General features: G+C 64.6%; 16 protein-coding genes. 3 read left to right on the top strand and 13 right to left on the bottom strand.

What is annotated here, in order from left to right:
* From PMI40_RS08745 to PMI40_RS08710, 8 genes are all read right to left on the bottom strand, one after another.
* Positions 1-306: FmdB family zinc ribbon protein (locus PMI40_RS08745; RefSeq protein ID WP_008114249.1), on the bottom strand; the 306-nt coding region annotated here is incomplete at its 3' end.
* 283 nt (positions 307-589) lie between these two features.
* Positions 590-1,984, bottom strand: a complete 1,395-nt coding sequence (gene otsA, locus PMI40_RS08740; RefSeq protein WP_008114247.1) for an alpha,alpha-trehalose-phosphate synthase (UDP-forming) — start codon at positions 1,982-1,984, stop codon at positions 590-592.
* The gene (locus tag PMI40_RS08735; protein ID WP_008114245.1) at positions 1,984-3,873 is read right to left on the bottom strand and encodes a glycoside hydrolase family 15 protein; all 1,890 of its coding nucleotides are present in this window, start codon (positions 3,871-3,873) and stop codon (positions 1,984-1,986) included. Before PMI40_RS08735 ends, otsA begins: the two co-directional genes overlap by 1 nt.
* An 86-nt stretch (positions 3,874-3,959) precedes the next feature.
* Positions 3,960-4,724 carry a trehalose-phosphatase gene (gene otsB, locus PMI40_RS08730; RefSeq protein ID WP_008114244.1) on the bottom strand — a complete coding sequence of 255 codons (765 nt, stop codon included), beginning with the start codon at positions 4,722-4,724 and terminating at the stop codon, positions 3,960-3,962.
* Positions 4,725-4,977: 253 nt separating this feature from the next.
* A complete protein-coding gene (locus PMI40_RS08725; RefSeq protein ID WP_008114242.1) occupies positions 4,978-6,417 on the bottom strand; it encodes a sodium:solute symporter family protein in 1,440 nt (479 codons plus the stop codon).
* Positions 6,418-6,740: 323 nt separating this feature from the next.
* Entirely contained in the window at positions 6,741-7,640 is a 900-nt protein-coding gene (locus PMI40_RS08720) for a hypothetical protein (protein WP_008114239.1), read from the bottom strand.
* Between the two features lie 355 nt (positions 7,641-7,995).
* Positions 7,996-9,279 carry a diaminopimelate decarboxylase gene (lysA, locus tag PMI40_RS08715; protein ID WP_008114237.1) on the bottom strand — a complete coding sequence of 428 codons (1,284 nt, stop codon included), beginning with the start codon at positions 9,277-9,279 and terminating at the stop codon, positions 7,996-7,998.
* 66 nt (positions 9,280-9,345) lie between these two features.
* Entirely contained in the window at positions 9,346-9,561 is a 216-nt protein-coding gene (locus PMI40_RS08710) for a lipoprotein (protein ID WP_040501841.1), read from the bottom strand.
* 48 nt (positions 9,562-9,609) lie between these two features.
* On the opposite strand from PMI40_RS08710, the gene cyaY reads away from it, so the two are divergent.
* The 3 genes from cyaY to PMI40_RS08695 all read left to right on the top strand — a co-directional run bounded on the left by cyaY (position 9,610) and on the right by PMI40_RS08695 (position 12,938).
* Positions 9,610-9,942 (top strand): iron donor protein CyaY, encoded by a 333-nt coding sequence (cyaY, locus tag PMI40_RS08705; protein ID WP_008114235.1) that lies wholly within the window; start codon positions 9,610-9,612, stop codon positions 9,940-9,942.
* A gap of 140 nt (positions 9,943-10,082) precedes the next feature.
* A complete protein-coding gene (gspG, locus tag PMI40_RS08700) occupies positions 10,083-10,550 on the top strand; it encodes a type II secretion system major pseudopilin GspG (protein WP_008114234.1) in 468 nt (155 codons plus the stop codon).
* Positions 10,551-10,808: 258 nt separating this feature from the next.
* The gene (locus PMI40_RS08695) at positions 10,809-12,938 is read left to right on the top strand and encodes a TonB-dependent siderophore receptor (protein WP_008114233.1); all 2,130 of its coding nucleotides are present in this window, start codon (positions 10,809-10,811) and stop codon (positions 12,936-12,938) included.
* Positions 12,939-13,013: 75 nt separating this feature from the next.
* Here PMI40_RS08695 and PMI40_RS08690 read toward each other — a convergent pair whose 3' ends face one another.
* From PMI40_RS08690 to PMI40_RS08670, 5 genes are all read right to left on the bottom strand, one after another.
* Positions 13,014-13,217, bottom strand: a complete 204-nt coding sequence (locus tag PMI40_RS08690) for a hypothetical protein (RefSeq protein WP_008114232.1) — start codon at positions 13,215-13,217, stop codon at positions 13,014-13,016.
* 25 nt (positions 13,218-13,242) lie between these two features.
* Complete coding sequence (gene hslU, locus PMI40_RS08685; RefSeq protein ID WP_008114231.1) at positions 13,243-14,589, bottom strand: ATP-dependent protease ATPase subunit HslU; 1,347 nt, start codon at positions 14,587-14,589, stop codon at positions 13,243-13,245.
* Between the two features lie 54 nt (positions 14,590-14,643).
* A complete protein-coding gene (gene hslV / locus PMI40_RS08680) occupies positions 14,644-15,180 on the bottom strand; it encodes an ATP-dependent protease subunit HslV (RefSeq protein WP_008114229.1) in 537 nt (178 codons plus the stop codon).
* 222 nt (positions 15,181-15,402) lie between these two features.
* Positions 15,403-19,077 carry a trifunctional transcriptional regulator/proline dehydrogenase/L-glutamate gamma-semialdehyde dehydrogenase gene (putA, locus tag PMI40_RS08675; protein WP_008114228.1) on the bottom strand — a complete coding sequence of 1,225 codons (3,675 nt, stop codon included), beginning with the start codon at positions 19,075-19,077 and terminating at the stop codon, positions 15,403-15,405.
* 138 nt (positions 19,078-19,215) lie between these two features.
* Positions 19,216-20,208, bottom strand: a complete 993-nt coding sequence (locus PMI40_RS08670; protein ID WP_008114227.1) for an acyltransferase family protein — start codon at positions 20,206-20,208, stop codon at positions 19,216-19,218.
* Positions 20,209-20,378 lie beyond the last annotated feature (170 nt).

Below are 20,378 nucleotides of genomic sequence, written 5' to 3'. Positions count from 1 at the left end.
GGCTGCCGCCGGTGCTGCTGCCGCGGCAGGCGCGGCGGCGCTGGCGGGGGCATCGGCCTTGGCCGGTTCGGCCGACGCCAGGCCGGTGCCGGTGGCGCCGGTGCTGTTGGCGGTACCGCTGCCGTTGCCGCGGAAATCGGTCACATACCAGCCCGCGCCCTTGAGCTGGAAGCCGGCTGCGGTGAGCTGCTTCCTGAAGCTATCCTGGTGGCAGGATGGGCAAACGGTCAACGCATCGTCGGACATCTTCTGCAAGACATCCTTGGCAAACCCACACGCTTGGCAGCGATACGCATAAATCGGCATGAATAACTCCGCAAAAAACTTCCAAAACCCTGAATTATAAAGGGTTTTGGTGCGGATGGGGCCGGCTGTAGCGGCGCAATCGGGATGGTGTTGCCGGGTGGCTATCAATCCGGCAGCGCGAGCACCTGGTGCTCGTTGGAGGCGTTTGCAAGCGCCAGCCGGGATCGGGAGATACCGCCCTGAAGCCGGGGCAGGTGGCTTGCCCTGCTGCCCACTGTCGCGACCATGCCCGACCGCCATGCCCGGCGGTCAGGCAAGAACTTGCACCGCGGGAAACCTCGGCTCAGGCCCCGGATTGCACCGTGCGGGTGTTTTCCAACGTCGACAGGAACTCGCGGCACCACCAGTGCACGTCGAACTGGCGCACGTTCTTCATCAATGCCGCATGCCGTTCGCGCCGTTCCTGCAGCGACATCTGCAGGGCCTGCTGGATCACCTGGGCGGTGCCGTGGGTGTCATACGGGTTGATGATGAGGGCGTCCTTCATCTGCTCGGCGGCGCCGGCGAAGCGCGACAATACCAGCACGCCCGGATCGTCCTCGTCCTGGGCGGCGACGAATTCCTTGGCCACCAGATTCATGCCGTCACGCAGCGGTGTCACCAGCGCCACGGCGCAAGCCCGGTACAGGCCGGGCAGGCGCTTGCGGGCCACGGTGCGGTGGATGTAGCGGATCGGCATCCAGTCGAAATCGCCGAAGTCGCCATTGATCGAGCCGCACAGGCTCTCCAGTTCGCGCTGGATGTCGCCATAGGCTTCGACATCCTCGCGGCTGGGCGAGGCAATCTGCAGCAGCGTGGCGCTGTGCCGGTTCTCGGGATAGGCCAGCAGCAATTCGCGGAAGGCGCGGATGCGCTGCGGCAAGCCCTTGGAGTAATCGAGACGGTCGACCCCGATCAACAGCCGTCGACGTGAATACTCGGCCTTGGTGCTTTCGTAGGTGTCGCGCGCTTCCTTGGCCCGGCCCAGACGCTGGAAGTCGGCCACGTCGATGCCGATCGGGAACGCCCCGGCATGCACGGTGCTGTTGAACGCCCGGTACTGGTTGGCGCCCACCGGTTCGGCCGTGGCCTCGGCCTGCACGTACTGGGAGAAATGCTGCAGGTCGGTATGGTTCTGGAAACCCACCAGGTCATACGCGAAGAGCGCGCGCATGAGCCATTCGTGCGATGGGATCGCGGCCAGGATCGGCGGCGGCGGCAACGGGATATGCAGGAAGAACCCGATGCGCGCTTCGCAACCCATGGCGCGCAATTCGGCCGCCAGCGGGATCAGGTGGTAGTCGTGGATCCAGATCACGTCATCCGGGCGCAACAACGGAAACAGCTTGCGGGCAAACAGCTGGTTGACCCGGCGATATCCGCCCAGGTGGCCGGATTCGAAATGCGCCAGGTCCAGCCGATAGTGGAATACCGGCCACAGTACGCCGTTGGCATAGCCGCGGTAATACGCGTCGTGGTCTTCCTGGCCCAGGTCGAGCTCGGCCAGCGTCACGCTGCCGGCCTGGTTCACCCGCAATTCCCCCTCGCCGGGGGTGCCGTTCTCAACCACCTTGCCGCTCCAGCCGAACCACAGTCCGCCGGTGCGCTTGAGCGCCTCGCCCAGGGCCACCGCCAGACCGCCGGCGGCGGCCTTGCGCGGGTCGGCCAGGCGATTCGATACCACCACCAGTCTACCCATCAGATCACTGCCTCCCACGATGCCGACAGCCGCATCGCACAATTGATGATGCCCACCATCGAATAGGTCTGCGGGAAGTTGCCCCACATCTGTTTGGTGACCGGATGGGTGTCCTCGGACAACAGGCCCAGGTGATTGCGCGCGTCCAGCATGGCCTGGAAGATTTCGCGCGCCTGTTCCTTGCGTCCGATGCGGGCCAGCGCATCGATGCGCCAGAAGGTGCAGATGTTGAACGCCGTCTCGGGCCGTCCGAAATCGTCGGGCGCTTCGTAGCGCCGCATGTAGGGGCCGTCGCACAGCGATTTCTCGAGGGCGTCGACGGTGGCGATGAAGCGCTTGTCGGTGGGCGCGATCAGGCCCACCTCGACCATCAGCAGCACGCTGGCGTCGAGGTCGCGACCGCCGAAGCTCTCGGCGTAGGCCTGGCGATCCTCGTTCCAGGCTTCGGTGAGGATGCGGTCGCCGATCTCGGTGGCGCGCTCGCGCCAATACTGCGCACGCTCGGGCAGGTCGAGCCTGGCCGCGATCTTGGCCAGGCGGTCGCAGGCGGCCCAGCTCATCAGCGCCGAGGAGGTATGGATGCGCGAACGGGTGCGCAGCTCCCACATGCCGGCGTCAGGCTGGTTATAGACCTCGTAGGCGCGCTCGCCGACCGCTTCCAGGTGGTGGAAGTGCTCGGCGCCGGCGCGGTGCAGCAGGCGCATGTCGTGGAAGGCCTGCGCCGCGCCCAGCACGATGTTGCCGTACACGTCATGCTGGAAATGCTCGTAGGCCTGGTTGCCGACCCGCACCGGACCGAAGTTCTGGTACCCCGGCAGGTGCTCGAGGATCTGCTCGGGCAGGCCTTCCTCGAGCCCGATGCCGTAGAGCGGCTGGATGTGGCCGCCGGCCGAGCGCACCACGACATTGGTCATCCATCGCAGGTAGTCTTCCATGGTGCCCAGCTCGGACAGGCTATTGAGCGCACGCACCACGAAGAAGGCATCGCGCAGCCAGCAGTAGCGGTAATCCCAGTTGCGCTGGCTGTGCGGCGCTTCCGGCACGCTGGTGGTCATGGCGGCGATGATGGCGCCGGTATCTTCGAACACCGACAGCTTGAGCGTGATGGCCGCGCGGATCACCGCGTCCTGCCACTCCAGGGGCGTGGCCAGCGCGCGGCTCCAGCTGCGCCAGTAGGCCAGCGTCTCCTGCTCGAAGTCGCGCGCGGTATCGTTGATGCCGCCGTGCAGCGTTTCGTCGGGGCCGAGGATGAAGTTATAGGGGCGGCTGACCACGAAGGCCGATTCGTCCACGATATAGCTGATGGGGGCATCGGTGTTAAGGCGCAGGGTCTGCTCGCCGCCCACGAAGCGGATATGGTTGCTGCCGCGCGTCTCCAGCGGCACTTCGCGGCCCCAGTCGAATCGCGGGCGCAATATCACGCGCATGCGCGGCGCCCCCGACAGCGGATGCACCCGGCGCACCAGTTGCAGCGGCCGGAAATAGCGACCGCGGTTGTAGAAGCGCGGCGCCAGGTCGGTAATCTCGATGGCCTGGCCCAGGGTGTCGTAGAGGCGGGTGCGCAGCACCGCCGTATTGGGCTCGTACCACTGCTCGCTATGGGAGAAGTTTTCCAGCTGGAAACCCCACTGGCTGCCATTGTCGCTGGGGTCCAGCAGGGCGTTGAAGACCGGGTCGCCATCGAAGCGCGGCAGGCAGCACCAGACGATGCGGCCCATCTTGTCGACCAGCGCCGAGAAGGCGCAATTGCCGATCACGCCCAGGTCCAGCGACGAGGTCGACGGGATCTCGTGCGCCTCGGCGGCGATATGCGGCTGCTCTGATTGCTGCGATTGCGAGTGCGGCGATGGCTGGGGTTCTTGCTGCGGATCGATTGCAGGCTGGCTCATTTTTCCCTCGTGTTCTGTGGTCAGATTTCTTGATGGATTTGCCTGTTAATGCAGCCGCGTCTGGCAGTGACGCACGGTGACGCGATTCATCCGGGCAGCGGCAACCGCTGGCGCGCCGCCGCAGCTTGCACGGCGTCGCGCAGGAACTGCAGCACCGCGCCGGGATCGGCCAGGCGTTGCAGGGCCTGCGAGGTACCGGCACCGACCTTGATGCCGAGCCCGCGACGCTCGCCGTTCTGCGCCAGCGCGAAACCGGCCTCGTCGGTGACGTCGTCGCCGATGAAGACCGGGCGCCGCCCCTGGAATGGACTTTCCAGCAGGAACGCGGACAGCGCGTCGCCCTTGTTGATGTGGGGCTTGGCCTCGACCACCATCTTCCCGCGCAACAGGGTAAAGCCCGGCTCGTGCTGCAAGGCCTCGGACATACCCTCGGTACAGTGCTGCTCCAGGTGCGGTGCATTGCGGTAGTGCAAGGCCAGGGCGCCTCGCTTGATTTCCAGCTGCAGTCCCGGGTTGGCGGTCACCAGCGGCAACAGCCGCTCGCGCAGCTGATGCACGTCCGGCACGGGCAGTTCGATGACGCGTCCGTCGGCACGACGACGTTCGGCGCCATGCACGCCCGCCATCGGCAGGCGCAATGGCGCCAGGAAGAAGTCCAGTTGCTCCAGCGGCCTGCCGCTGACGATGGCCAGGGCACCGTCGGAGTAATGGTGAAGTTGCTGCAAGAGCGCAATCAGGTCCGGCGGCACCACGATATCTTCGGGTTGTGGCGCGAGTTCGACCAAAGTGCCATCGAAGTCCAGGAATAACGCATCAGCAGCAAAATCGTAATGGCGCGTTTGCTCAGTCATGGTCTGTCAGGTTGATGAAAAGCAAATAAGTTCCGATTGCATAACTGATAACTAATCAAGTTGCTATCGAAATTCTTTTAGATTTACTGATCGGCTTTGCTTTGACAGCGGTTTTGGCAGCAGTTCGGGCATTCTACGGGAATGACCGATCTGGCGTGCGGCGCCAGAAAACGTGTATCCGCCAGGCAAGAACGGCCGCGCGGCATCTGCCGGGCGGCCGTTTCGGGCTGCAATGCGGGACCGACCGGGGCGATCAGGCCGCCTTGGGGCTGTCCTGTGGAACCGGGGCCAGCACCTGGGGCATCAGCGAACCGAGCACCATGCCGCCGATGGAACACAGCAGGCCAGCCAGTTGCGGCGGCCAGAACCCTTCCGGGGCGGCGTATTCCAGCGCGATCCAGGATGCCAGTCCCAGCACCATGGCCATCAATGCGCCCTGGCGGCTGGCACGTTTCCAGTAGACACCGAAGGCCAGCGGCACGAACGCGGCCACCAGCGTCACCTTGTAGGCATTCTCGACCATCTCGTAGATGCTGGACTGGCTGTTCAAGGCCAGTGCGGTCACGCCAACGGTGAAGACCAACACCACCACCCGCATCGACAACAGGAATTCGCGGTCGCTCTTCCAGGGGCGGATCTCCTTGAGCACGTTCTCGGTGAAGGTCACCGATGGCGCCAGCAGGGTGGCGCTGGCGCAGCTCTTGATGGCCGACAGCAAGGCGCCGAAGAACATCACCTGGGCCAGCACCGGCATCCTCTCCATGATCAGGGTGGGCAAGACCAGTTGCGAATCGGACTCCAGCAGGCGCGCCACCATCGCCGGGTCGATCAGGGTGGCCGAGTACGCCAGGAAGATGGGGATGAACACGAAGCAGAAATAGATCACACCGCCCAGGATCGACGCGTTGCGGGCAATGTTCTCGTTCTTGGACGACATGACGCGCTGGAACACGTCCTGCTGCGGGATCGACCCCAGCATCATGGTGATCCAGGCCGCAAGGAACCACAGCACGTCACGCAGCTTGGCCTGCGGCCAGAAATCGAACTTGCCGGCGTCGATGGCATGCTGGATCACCACGCCAGGGCCGCCGACCATGCCCGAGACTTCCCAGCCGATATAGAACATGCCGACCACCACGATGATCATCTGCAGGAAGTCGGTGATGGCCACGGCCCACATGCCACCCATCAATGTATAGACCAGCACGCTGCCGGCGCCGATGATCATGCCCCAGTGCATCGGGATGTAGCCGCCCGAGACCACATTGAAGACCAGCCCCAGCGCCTTGATCTGGGCCGCCACCCAACCCAGGTAGGAAATCACGATGCAGATCGTCACCAGCATCTCGGCGGCGCGACCGTAGCGCTTCTTGTAATAGTCACCGATCGTCAGCAGGTTCATGCGGTACAGGCGCTTGGCGAAGAAAACGCCTACCAGGATCAGGCACAGCGACGATCCGAACGGGTCGGCCACGATGCCGCCCAGGCCTTCCTTGAGAAAGGTCGACGACACGCCGAGCACCGCTTCCGAACCGAACCAGGTGGCAAATACGGTGGCCGTGACCACCGACATCGGCAACGAACGTCCGGCCACTGCAAAGTCCTTGCCACTCTTGACGAAACGGGTGGCATACAGGCCGATGCCTACCGAGATGACCCAGTAGAGAACGACGAACCAGAGCAGTGCATTCATGCCATTAATCCTTGCGCGAAATGGAGCGGATCGGAGCGAATCGGCCGCAGGGGCCGGGGAAAAACGCGCATTATAGCGGCAAGTCCATCGCCCAAAGCCGGTTATCGATGCGCTTTGCGGCCCGACCGGCACACCCGCCGGGCGCGACGATTTTCCCGCTTTGTTGCCAAGCAAGAAATGCTCCCGGGAGCGAGCGCGGATGGGGGGCGGGAAGGAAAATGGCGGGCGCGATGAAGTCGCGCCCGCCTGGATACGGTGCTGCGGGGCTGCACCGCTGGGCGCGCCAGCAGCGAAGTCCGGCTTGACCCGACAGCCTTGCGCCCTCAGGCGCCTTCGTTGTCGTGCTGGTAGGAGGGGCAACCGTCCTTGCCCCATTTGCCGCTGCACAGTTTCCACAGGCAGCCCTCACGGGCGAACACCGACAGTGCGCTGCACTGGCGAACCGCCTCGGCCAGTGGTGGCACCGCCGGCGTGACCACCACCGCCGGCGTGTCGACCGTCGCCGGGGCGCGCTCGGCACGGGCGCGGGCGTCGGCCAACTGCGCCTCGGCATCACGCCGGCGTTGTTCGCGTGCGGCACTGGCGGCATCTTCACGCTCGCGCCGGGCCTGGCTGGCAGCGCGTCGCTCGGCCAGTTGCTGGGCGCGCATCTCGGCGTCCTGTTGCAATACGGCAATCGCATCGCGCGGTTCCGGCGCCTCGACCACCACTGCCTGCTGCACGGGCGGCGCCACCGCCACCGGCACATTGGCCGGTGGCACGCTGCCTGGCTTGCGCAGCGATGGCAGCGATGGCAGCGACAGGTGTTGCAGCGCGGGTTGCAAGCCGTGCGCCGGCAATGGCAATCGATCGGCGCCCCACCAGGCCAGGGCCGCCACTGCCACGGTCAGGATATTGCCCACGGCAGCGCGCAGCGAGAGGGCCTTGACCGGCGCCGTCGCAGTGATGGAGGTCGGTTGCGGCATGGCCTGCGTTGCTGGCTGGGCCACCGGATCGGCGTGGACCGGGCGCATGGGCGCAGCCGGTTCGGGCAATGGGGCCATGGTGGCCACGGCCGCCGTCACGGCCGCAGCAGCGACGGCGGCGGCGGTAATATGCGAAGCGCGGATTTCGAGTTCGGTGTCGATGACGTCGGACTCACCGACATCGGCCGGCGTGACCGCTGCAGGCGATGCCTGCGCGGCGCTGTCGCGATGCTCCCCATTGCGATGCAGGACCTGCATGTTGTTATCCCCTGTGTTGCGCTGCGTACTGCCGAGACGGCAAGAACCGACACACCCGGCTACTGATCGTCTGGTTGTTCGTCTGATCTGGACGCAGCCCGGTCTCGGTATCCGTGTCGCGGCGCAATCCCGGCGTCAGCGCAGGTTGCGGCGGCATCGAATCAGCAGGCATATTTTTATCGACGGACTGGTATTTTGCACTCAAATTTCTGAAAGGCAAATCAAAAATGCAGGTGCAGCAAAAATAAAGCAGGCCGCCGCCGGTGGGCATTGCCGGGGCGCCAACAGCTGATGGCAAAACGGCAATCCGATGCGATTGCCGTTTTATCGAGATGCAAAAACAGTTAGTCGATGCTCATTCGACAATGCGCTCCAGGGCAAACAGGTCGGCCGGATTCTCGCGCTGGCGAATCAGGTGCACCTGGTCGCCATCGACCAGCACTTCGGCGGCCCGGCCGCGGGTGTTGTAGTTGGACGCCATCGTCATGCCATAGGCACCAGCCGACAACAGTACCAGCAGGTCGCCCTGCTCGATGGCCAGCTCACGGCCACGTGCCAGCCAGTCGCCCGATTCGCACACCGGGCCGACCACGTCATAGATGCGGGCCTGGCCACGATGCTCCAGCACGGTCCTGACCTCATGCCAGGCTTCGTACATGGCCGGGCGCATCAAGTCGTTCATGGCCGCATCCACCACGGCGAAATTCTTGGTCTCGCCGTGCTTGAGGTACTGCACCTGCGACAGCAGCACACCGGCGTTGCCGACGATCGAGCGCCCCGGCTCGAACAGCACCTGGATCGGCCGCCCGGCGTATTTTGCCGCCCGCCAGCCATCGACCCGGGCGAACACCCGCGCCAGGTAGTCGCCCACCGGCACCGGTTGCTCGTCGTCATAGGTGATGCCGATACCGCCGCCGATATCGAGGTGGTGGATGGGGATGCCCTCGGCTTCGAGCGCATCGACCATGTCGATGATCTTGTCCAGCGCCTCGAGCAGGGGCGCGTCGTCCAGCAGCTGCGAACCGATATGACAGTCGATGCCGACCACGTCGATATGGGGTAGCGCAGCGGCCGTGCGATAGCAGCCCAGCGCATCTTCGTAGGCCACGCCGAACTTGTTCTCCTTCAGGCCGGTGGAGATATAGGGATGGGTCTTGGCATCGACATTGGGATTGACCCGCAGCGAGATACGCGCGCGCCTGCCCATTTCGCCGGCCACTTCGTTCAGGCGTGCGAGCTCGGGAATCGATTCGACGTTGAAGCAGAGGATGTCATGCTCCAGCGCCAGCCGCATTTCGTCGCGGCCCTTGCCCACGCCCGAGAAGATCACCCGGCGCGGATCGCCACCGGCGGCCACCACCCGCAGCAGCTCGCCGCCGGAGACGATGTCGAAACCGGAGCCCTGGCGTCCCAGCAGGTTGAGCACGGCCAGGTTGGAGTTGGACTTGACCGAATAGCAGACCAGCGCATCGGCGTCGGTGCGCCCTGCGACTCGACAGGCGTTGGCGTAGGCCGAGAAATTGTCGACCAGCGCCGCCTTGGAATAGACATAAAGGGGCGAGCCGAATTGCTGCGCCAGCGATTGCAGGGAGACCTGTTCGGCGTGCAGCACGCCGTTGCGATACGAAAAATGGGACATGGAAGGCGATAGGACTAAATCGGTTGAGTCGATCCGGCAGTGCGTGCCCGGCAGCCGGCAGCGTTCTTATTTGATCTCGGTCGCCGGTCTGGGCGTGGCATCGAGGTCGGCGCCGCTGCGCCCGGCGGGCGCCACCGGCGTCGATGCCGTGCTCACGCGCGGGTCGGGCGGGATCTTGGGCATGTACAGCGGGCCCTTCTGGCCGCAACCCGACAATGCCAGGACCAGCAACGAAGCGCCCAGCATGATGCTGGCGCGAACAGGAGAAATGGATGACTTCACGATAGAATGGCGGATTACTTCAAATCTAAGAATGCCTCGGAGTTTAGCATGACAGAATCGGAATTCCTGGACCTGGCCGACGCCACCCTCAACGCCATCGAAGCCGGGCTGGAGCAGGCCTGCGACGACAGCGAGCTGGACGTCGAATGCAGCCGCAGCGGCAATGTGCTCGAAATCGAGTGTATCGACGACGGCTCCAAGATCATCGTCAACAGCCAGGCGCCGATGCAGGAGCTGTGGATCGCCGCCCGTTCGGGTGGTTTCCATTACAAATTCAACGGCAAGCAATGGATCAACACCCGTGACGGCTCCGAGATGAGCCAGGTGCTCTCGGATGTGGTCAGCGCCCAGGGTGGCGTGCCGGTCCGGCTGACGTTCTGATTCGCTGCGGCAAGCCCGCGCGCCTTGGTGAAAAGGTGCGCTCGTACCGCGTGCCTTGCCGATCGGGCAGCGCCGGTCAGGCGCTTGCGCGCATCACCGCATTTTTTCCGCCCATCCGTCATACGTAGCCAGCAGCATTCATGCGCCGTCCCCTCCCCACTTCTTCCGCCCGCTCCACCTTCCTGCTCCTGCAACGCGGCCTGGCGCGCCTGCGCTGGATCATCGTCCTGGCCGTGCTGGCCGTGGCCACGGCGCTGGGCCTGCCACGGCTGGTCGAGCGCATCAGCCACGACCACAGTCCGCAGGCGCAACAGGCCGAAGCCGACCTGCGTGCGATCAGCGCCGGACTGCAGCAGTATCGCCAGGACAACGGTCGCTATCCGTCCACCCAGCAAGGCCTGCTGGCATTGGCCATCAAGCCGCTGCGTGCGCCGGTACCTGCCGCCTGGCCCATGGGCGGCTATGTCGAGCGGCTTCCGCGCGACCCCTGGGGCCATCCGTATCAGTACAGCGCCGATGAAGAGGGCACCACCTACCGGCTGTTCTCGTTCGGCCAGGGCGACCCCGATGGCGACGACCCCGAGTCGCACCTGATCCAGCTGCACTGACCTTCCCCACGCCAGATGCGACGCGGCCAATGGCCGCTTTTTTTTCCGCCTGCAATTCCCGCGGCCCGATAAATGCTCGCATATCGCATGGCGACACATCCCTCGATATGCCTTGCTGGGGCGCTGTCAGCGCTTTTTCAGGCATTTGTTTGTTGCTTAAAAAATACATGGACTCGCAAAATGATTACATTTATTTACAATCGGACGTTAATATAAATAAAAATAATTCCCATTAACTGCCAAAACGAAAGTCTTGTCATGAAGTTTCGCCTCAAGCCCGGCCGCCTGGCCGTGTTGACCGCCCTCTCCGCCTGTTCCATCGCCCCCGCCGTTGTTGCCCAGAGTACAGACAGCCTGCCGCAGGTGCAGGTCAGCGGCGCGCGTGCCAACGACGCCTATGTGGCGCCCACCAGTGTGTCGGGCACCAAGACCGAAGCGCCACTACGGGATGTGCCGCAGACCATCAACGTGGTACCCGCGCAGGTGATCCGCGACCAGAACGCCAGCTCGTTGCAGGATGTGCTCAAGAATGTGCCCGGCCTGGGCATGTCGACCGGCGACGGCCAGCGCGACCAGGTATTCATCCGCGGCTTCACCGCCATTGGCGACCAGTTTGTGGATGGCTTTCGCGACGATGCGCTGTATTTCCGCGACCTGTCCAACGTGGACACGCTCGAAGTGGTCAAGGGACCAGCCGCCGTGCTGTATGGACGGGGATCCTCGGGCGGCCTGATCAACCGCGTCACCAAGAAGCCAGGCGTGGATATCAACGACGTCAGCTTCACCGCCAACAGCACCGCCGGCCGGCGCGCCGAACTCGATATCGGGCGCGGTGCCGGCGACGGCGTGGTGTCGTGGCGCCTGACCGGCGCCGTGGAGCGCGGCGACAGCTATCGTGCCCAGCAAGGCATCGACCGCACCGCCGTTGCGCCTTCGATGGAACTGCGCTTCTCGGCCGATACCAAGCTGCTGCTGCAGGCCGATTACCTGGAAGACCGTCGCCTGACCGATTTCGGCATCCCTTCCTACCGCGGCCGCCCGGTCAATGTCGACCCCGGTACCTACTATGGCGCCCGCAATGCGCGCGATGCCGACTTCAGCCAGTCGCGCGTGGCCTCGACCACGGCCACCTTCACCCATCGCCTGAGCGATACGCTGTCGTTCCGTAACGGCTTGCGCTATTACGACTACACGCTTAACCGCAACAACACCAACATCAGCGGCAACGTCAACGAAGCGGCCGGCACCATGACGCTGGGGCATGCCCGGCTGGTGCGCGAGGAGAACGGCTGGTTCAACCAGAGCGAACTGACCCAGAAGCTCGACCTGGGTGGCATCAAGAACGAGATCCTGTACGGCGTCGAATTCGGCAGCCAGAAGAAGGACTCCTTCAGCTACAGCGGCCTGACCTCGTTCGCCGGCATCTCGATCTTCAATCCGGTGCTGCCACTGGTCAATCCCAATGCGCTGGGGGCCCCGACCTCGACCTACGGCACCTACGACACGCTGGGCACCTACCTGCAGGATTCGATCACCCTCAACCCGCAGTGGAAGGCGCTGGTGGGCTTGCGCTATGACAGCTTCAAGCAGAAGTCGCGCATCGTCGGCGGCACCGCCCCCGGCGACCTGTCGCGTACCGACAATGCCTACAGCCCGCGCGCCGGCCTGGTGTGGCAGCCAAGCGAAACGCAGTCGTACTACGTCTCGTGGAGCCGCTCGTTCCAGCCATCGGCTGAATTGCTGCCGCTGGCGGTCACCAACGCCAACCTGGCGCCCGAATCCACGCGCAATACCGAAGCCGGTGCCAAATATGATTTCTGGGAAGGCCGCGCCAGCGCCACGGTATCGGTATTCCGCCTGGAGCGTGACAACATCAAGGCCGCCGATCCGACCCGCGGCAATGCCGTGGTCCCGGTGGGCAAGCAGCGCACCGACGGCGCCGAATTCACCTTCAATGCCGATCTCAAGCAAGGCTGGAAACTGCTGGCCGGCTATGCCTACCTGGATGCGGTCATTACCGATTCGGTGGCGGTCGACACCAGCGTTCCCGGCCCGGCCGTGGCCTTCAAGGGCAAGAACGCCACCCTCACCCCCAAGCACAGCGCCAACCTGTGGCTGACCAAGGACCTGGGCCGTGGCTTTACCGTCGGCGGTGGTGGCAATGCGGTGGCGGCACGCTTCGCCAATCCGGGCAATACCGTCACCTTGCCCGGCTATGTCACCGCCGATGCCATGGCAGCCTATCGCACGGCCAAGTACGAGATCCAGTTCAATCTCAACAATATCTTCAACACCGGCTATATCGTCTCGGGTCACGGCACCAGCCCCAACCTGAGCCTGCCGGGCGCGCCGCGCAACGTGGCCCTGACCTTGCGCTATCACATGTAACGGCAATGCCGGCACCATGAAAAAACCTCCGGCGGAGTTATTCCGCGCGGAGGTTTTTTTCGCCCTTGACGTCGGCTAGGCCTGGTCGTCGTCCAGCTTCTTCAGCAAGTCCGTCTTCTGCTGCTGCCGCTGCCCCGACGGGCTCTTGCGATGCGGCCCGGCGCCGCCGGCACGCTGGCCGGCCGCGACCGCTACCGGGTTGCGCGGCTTCGAGGGTCGCTGCGACGGCTCGACCCGAAAACCCGCTTTTTGCCGTGTTCCCATGCCCTTGTTGGCCATCGCCCTGCGCTCCCGGGTTGGCGCCTTAGAGCACGTAGCGCGACAGGTCTTCGTTGACCGCCAGCTCGCCCAGGCGCTGGTCGACGTAGTCGCCGTCGATGGTGAAGCCGGCCACCCCGGCTTCACCGGCGGTAAACGAAATCTCCTCGAGCAGCTTTTCCATCACGGTATAGAGCCGGCGCGCACCGATGTTCTCGGTCTTTTCGTTGACCGAATACGAAATCTCGGCCAGGCGCTTGATGCCGCTGTCGGCGAATTCGATCCTGACCCCTTCGGTCGCCAGCAGCGCTTCGTATTGCCTGGTCAGGCAGGCGTCGGTGCCGGTCAGGATGCGCTCGAAGTCGGCAATCGACAGCGAATCGAGCTCGACCCGGATCGGGAACCGCCCCTGCAACTCAGGGATCAGGTCGGAGGGCTTGGCCAGGTGGAACGCGCCGGAGGCGATGAACAGGATGTGGTCGGTCTTGATCATGCCGTACTTGGTGTTGACCGTGGTGCCCTCGACCAGCGGCAACAGGTCGCGCTGCACGCCGGCGCGCGAGACGTCGGCGCCACCGTTCTGGGAGCGGGTGGCGATCTTGTCGATCTCGTCCAGGAACACGATGCCATTCTGCTCGACGTTGGCGATGGCGCGCTGCTTCAACTCTTCTTCGTTGACCAGCTTGCCGGCCTCTTCCTCGATGAGCAATTTCATCGCTTCGCTGATCTTGACGCGACGCGCCTTCTTGCGCTGGTTACCCATGCCCGAGAACATCGACTTGATCTGCTCGGTCATCTCTTCCATCCCCGGCGGCGCCATGATTTCCATCGCCGCGCCGCTGTCGGCCACTTCGATCTCGATCTCGCGCTCGTCCAGCGCACCTTCGCGCAGGCGCTTGCGCAGCGTCTGGCGGGTGGTGTTCTTGTCGTCCTTGTCGGCGCTGCCGGCATTGTTGTCGCTGGTAAAGCCGAAGTCGCGCGCCGGCGGCACCAGGATGTCGAGGATGCGATCCTCGGCGGCGTCCTCGGCGCGCGCACGCACCTTGCGCACTTCCTGCTCACGGGTCTGCTTGATGCCGATGTCGATCAGGTCGCGAATGATGGTATCGACATCGCGCCCGACATAGCCCACCTCGGTGAACTTGGTGGCCTCGATCTTGATGAAGGGGGCGTCGGCCAGCTTGGCCAGGCGGCGCGCGATCTCGGTCTTGCCCACACCGGTAGGACCGATCATCAGGATGTTCTTGGGCGTGATCTCGTGGCGCAGCGGCTCCTCGACCTGCTGGCGGCGCCAACGGTTGCGCAGCGCGATGGCCACCGCGCGCTTGGCGCGGGCCTGGCCGACGACGTGCTTGTCGAGTTCCGAAACGATCTCATTGGGGGTCATGTTCATGGCGGTGTTGTCCTGTCTGCGTTGCGATCGATGCGCGCCCGGGCGCAAGCCGGCTTACTCCAGCGTCTCGATGATGTGGTTCAGGTTGGTGTAGATGCACAGCTCGCCGGCGATGGTCAGCGATTTCTTGATGATCTCGGCCGGCGGCAGGTCGGTGTTTTCCTGCAGTGCCTTGGCCGCCGACTGGGCGTAGCTGCCACCGGAACCAATGGCGCCGATGCCGTCGGTGGGCTCCAGCACGTCGCCGTTGCCGGTGATGACCAGGGTGCTTTCACGGTCGGCGGCCAGCAGCATGGCTTCGAGCCGGCGCAACATGCGGTCGGTGCGCCAGTCCTTGGCCAGTTCGACCGAGGCGCGCATCAGGTTGCCCTGGTGTTTTTCGAGCTTGGCCTCGAACAGGTCGAGCAGCGTGAAGGCATCGGCGGTGCCGCCGGCAAAGCCCACCAGGACCTTGCCGTGATAGAGCTTGCGCACCTTGCGGGCAGTGCCCTTCATGACGATATTGCCGAGCGTCACCTGGCCGTCGCCGCCCAGCGCGACCTGGTTGCCGCGGCGCACGGAGAGGATGGTGGTGCCGTGAAATTGTTCCATATTTGCCTCTGTTCAATAGGAGCGAGTTGGTGCCTGTGGAAACGCCGGCGTTATTGCATGCAGCGCCGGCGCCCAAGTTTTTTCGAGATGGGGCTATTCGGGAGAATTGCAAGCAGTTATCAACATGATAACTTTCGTTCCGTCTCGCTGCGCCAACGACAAACGGGCGTCCGGCTGTTGCCGAGACGCCCGTTTGTCGTTGGTGGCTACCGCCCCGTGGTATCAGACCGCTATCGTCATCAGGCTGGCATTGCCGCCGGCGGCGGTGGTATTGACGCACAGGGCGCGTTCGGCCAGCAGGCGCCACAGCGCAATGGCGCTATCGTCGCTGCACACGATCAACGGCACCAGCGCGCCGTCACGCTCGGCCAGGCGGGCTCGCCATTGGTGCGCCAGATGGCTGTCGACCAATGCCGCCTGGATCGGCTCGGCCTCCAGCGTGGTCGATTCACGGATCGCGCCGCGTACCTGCTGCGGCAGGCCACTGGGGATCAAGGCCGCGCTGGCCGCATCCACCACCAGGGTGTTGCCGGTGGCCAGTGCCGCCGCCAGCGCGTTGAGCAGCGTGGCGGTGCTGCCGGCCACGCACAGCAGCAGGCCGCGCGCGGCGAAGGCCAGCGTGTTGCGCTCGCCGGTGGGGCCGGGCAACAGCAGGCTGCGATGCAGCAGGCTGTCGTCGCGATAGCGGCCGGCCACGCTGGCCAGCCGCTCGTGGCCATGCGTCTGCGCCCAGTGCAGCAGGCTGTCCAGCAAGACATTGGGGGCGCCGGTGCGACTGGCGCGCTGCAGTTCATCCTGCAATTGCGGATTGCGTTGCAGGCGCTTCAGGTACAGCGGGCCTCCGGCCTTGGGACCGGTGCCGGACTTGCCTTCGCCGCCGAACGGCTGCACCCCGACCACGGCACCGACGATATTGCGGTTGACGTAGATATTGCCCACATGCGCGCGGTTGGCCACGTAGTCGATGGTTTCGTCGATGCGCGAGTGCACACCCAGGGTCAGGCCGTAGCCGGTGGCGTTGATGGCATCGACCAGTTGCCCGAGTTGGTCGCGTCGGTAGCGCAGCACATGCAGCACCGGGCCGAACACCTCGCGCTGCAACTGGTCCAGGCGGTCGATCTCGATGACGGTCGGCGCCACGAAGGTGCCGTGTTCGCATTCGGGTCCGAGCGGCAGCTGGTGCACCGCGCGCGCACTGCCACGCATGCGCTCGATGTGCGCCAGCAGGCCGTCGCGCGCCTCGGCATCGATTACCGGGCCGATGTCGGTCGACAGGCGGTCCGGACGCCCGACCCGCAACTCGGCCATGGCACCCTTCAACATGTCCAGGGTGCGATCGGCGATGTCTTCCTGCAGGCACAGCACGCGCAACGCCGAGCAGCGCTGGCCGGCGCTGTCGAAGGCCGATGACAGCACGTCCACCACCACCTGCTCGGCCAGGGCGCTGGAGTCGACGATGAGGGCGTTCTGGCCACCGGTCTCGGCAATCAGCGGCACTTCGCCGTGTTCGCCGTGTTCGCCATGGGCACGTCGGGCCAGCGTCTGGTTGATCAATTGCGCCACTTCGGTCGAGCCGGTGAAGATGACGCCCTTGACGCGCTGGTCCGAGGTCAGTGCCGCGCCCACGGTTTCGCCACGCCCCGGCAGCAGCTGCAACGCCGCCAGCGGCACGCCCGCCTGGTGCAGCAATCGCACCGCACGGTGGGCGATCAGGGCGGTCTGCTCGGCCGGCTTGGCCAGTACCACGTTACCGGCCGCCAGCGCGGCGCTGACTTCGCCGATGAAAATGGCCAGCGGGAAGTTCCACGGGCTGATGCACACCACCGGTCCCCAGGCCAGCACATTGCCGTCGTGACGTGCGGCAATGGCGTAGTAACGCAGGAAGTCGACCGCCTCGCGCACTTCGGCAATCGCATTGGGCAGCGACTTGCCGGCTTCGCGCACGGCCAGCGCCATCAGTTCGGCCAGGTTGTCCTCGAGCAGGTCGGCTGCGCGCAACAGCATGGCGGCGCGCTCGACCGCAGGGGTGGCCTGCCATTGCGGTGCAAAGTCGGTCGCCGCGCGCAGCGCCGTCTCGACATCCGGCAGCTCGGCCTCGATCAGTTCGCCCACCACTTCGCGGCGGTCGGCCGGATTGCCCACCACCTGTACCGTCGATGCGACGACCGGGCCGGCGACCAATGGCGCGGCCTGCCAGCGATGCTGCGCCATGCCCGCAAAGAATTCATCGAGCTGGCGCAGCCGGTCTTCGTTGGCCAGGTCGATGCCGCGCGAATTCCTGCGCTCCTGGCCGTACAGTTCGAGCGGCAAGGCAATCGCCGGGTGCGGCAAGCCGCCCTGCTCGCGCACCGTGTCGATCGGGTCGGCCACCAATTGGTCCAGCGGCACCGCTTCGTCGACGATCTGGTTGACGAACGACGAGTTGGCACCGTTTTCCAGCAGTCGACGCACCAGGTAGGCCAGCAAGGTCTGATGCGAGCCGACCGGTGCGTAGACGCGGCAGGCCTTGCCCAGTTGGTCGGCGCCCACCACCTGGTCGTACAGCGTCTCGCCCATGCCGTGCAGGCACTGGAATTCGTAGTCGTCCACGCCGTGCGCGCGCGCCCAGTGCCAGATCGCCGCCAGCGTGTGGGCATTGTGGGTGGCGAATTGCGGATAGATGACGTCGGTGGCGGCCAGCAGCTTCTGGGCACAGGTCAGGTAGGACAGGTCGGTGTGCACCTTGCGGGTGTAGACCGGATAGCCTTCGAGACCGTCGACCTGGGCACGCTTGATCTCGCTGTCCCAGTAGGCGCCCTTGACCAGGCGGATCATCAGGCGGCGCTGGTGGCGACGTGCCAGCTCGACCAGGTAGTCGATGACGAACGGGCAGCGCTTCTGGTAACCCTGCACCACAAAGCCGAGACCGTCGAATCCGGCCAGTTCGGGATCGGCCACCAGCGCTGCCATCAGGTCCAGCGACAGCTCCAGGCGATCGGCTTCCTCGGCATCGATGTTGAGGCCGATGTCGTATTGCTTGGCCAGCAGCAGCAACTGCTTCAGGCGTGGCAGCAGTTCATCCATCACCCGTGCGTGTTGCGCGCGCGAGTAGCGCGGGTGCAGCGCCGACAGCTTGACCGAGATGCCCGGGCCCTGCTTGATTCCGCGTCCATTGGAGGCGCGGCCGATGGCGTGGATCGCGTCTTCATAGGATTGGTAGTAGACGTCGGCGTCGTGCATGGTCAAGGCCGCCTCGCCCAGCATGTCGTAGGAGTAGCGATAGCCGCGCTTTTCGTTGTCGCGGCTGTTGGCCAGCGCTTCGCCGATGGTCTGGCCGGTGACGAACTGGTTGCCCAGCATGCGCATGGCCAGATCGACGCCCTTGCGGATGAGTGGTTCGCCGCCCCGGCCGATGATGCGGGTGATGGCCTGGGTCAGGCCGCTTTCGCTACTGGTCGACACCAGCTTGCCGGTAATCAGCAGCCCCCAGGTGGCGGCATTGACGAACAGCGAGGGCGACTCGCCCAGATGCTTGCGCCAGTCACCACGGCTGATCTTGTCGGCAATCAGGCGGTCGGCGGTCTGGCGGTCGGGAATGCGCAGCAGCGCCTCGGCCAGGCACATCAGGGCTACCCCTTCCTCGGAGGACAGCGAGAATTCGTGCATCAGCGCATCCACGCCCGAAGCGCGGGTGCGTTTCTGGCGCACCTGATGCACCAGTTGCCTGGCCAGCTGGGCGGTTTGTTGCTTCCACTGCGGGTCGGTGCCGACTTGCCCCAGCAGCCACTGCACCGCTTCTGTCTCGTCGCGCCGATAGGCTGCGGTGACGGCAGCGCGCAGGGCGTCGGGCGTGGGCTGCATTTCGGCGTGGAAGGCGCCGAATGGCAGGAGGGATGCAGGAGTGGCGGCGATGGTCATGATGGCCCAAGATGGAGGACTGTGAACGATAAGTGACGTTTTTTCAGCCCCCGGATTCTATGCGGGATCGGATAATATTAATTCTGTATTTAATACCGAAAACCCGTATTAAATTTTATGATTTTTGATTTTTCAAAATTAAATTCGATGATTCTTCACATCCCCAAGTAACAAGGTACGGCTCCAGGCCCATCGCCGACTGGCAAGGTAGATCAGGTAGCTGCCACCCAGTCCGAGCGCCACGCGTGCCAACCGGTATTGCTCGCCGAGCAACGCCGCCAGTCCCATGGTGAAGACCATGTGCATGAACATGATGACGATGGCTGCTCGTCCCAGCGCCGCCAGCAGCCGGGCGCTGCGGGCATGGTGGGCGGCAAGGTAACGGGCGCAGCGGGCGAGCAGGATGCAACAGGCCAGGGCCACGATGAAACTGACGCCGGGAATGCCGTAGTGGGTCACTTTCATGTCGTAGCCGAAGCCGATGTTCCAGCCAAGATGGCGGTTGGCGATAATGATCGGCAGCGCCAGCAGCACCACGACGGTGGCCCAGCGCTGCAGGCCGGGTCGATCGCCAGCCTGTTGCCACAGGTACCCGGCGTAGAAGAAGGGCGCGGCGGCCAGCGCCACGTTGAGCGCCCACGGCACCTGCCATTGCGGCGCCAGCCAGGCATTGAGCATGCTCAGCCCCAGCATCAGCGCATGCAGCCAACAGAGCGTGCGGCGGCCATGGCGGCCGACCAGGCATGCCTCGATCAGCAGCACGGCGTAGAAACTGGTGACGAACCAGAACGCGGCGACCCAGGCCGACAGCCGGCTGCCGCCCCATAGCAGGTCGATGGCGAAGTCGAGCAAGGCGCCGGGCTCATGCGGGTGCGCCACTAGATGCAATGCCAGGGGAATATTGATCAGCAGCAGGAAGACGGTATAAGGCACCAGCAATTGGCGCGCCTTGTAGCGGGCGAAGGCGCCGATATCGGCGACCGGCTTGAACAACATGCCGCTGAGAAAGAAGAACAGCGGCATGTGAAACAGGAAGATCAGGTCGAAGCTGTAGCCGCCATAGACGTGACCCCACACCACCAGCACGATGCCGATGCCACGTAGTACGTCGATCCATTGTTGTCTTTGCATGTGCGCCTCCGTGGGAAGGGACCATGCATCTGCGCAAAGGTTTAGCCTGGCTACGGTGGAAGCGGCGGCGGCAAGCCCTTGGGGGGGGGATTCCGCCACCGAGGTCCTGCGTTACCCGGGACGACCGGCGTGCCCCGTGCCGGCCGACCGCCCGATCGACTGCGGAAGTC

This window comes from Herbaspirillum sp. YR522, assembly GCF_000282575.1.
Classification (GTDB): Bacteria; Pseudomonadota; Gammaproteobacteria; order Burkholderiales; family Burkholderiaceae_D; genus Herbaspirillum.
This window is presented reverse-complemented; position numbering and strand designations above follow the sequence as displayed.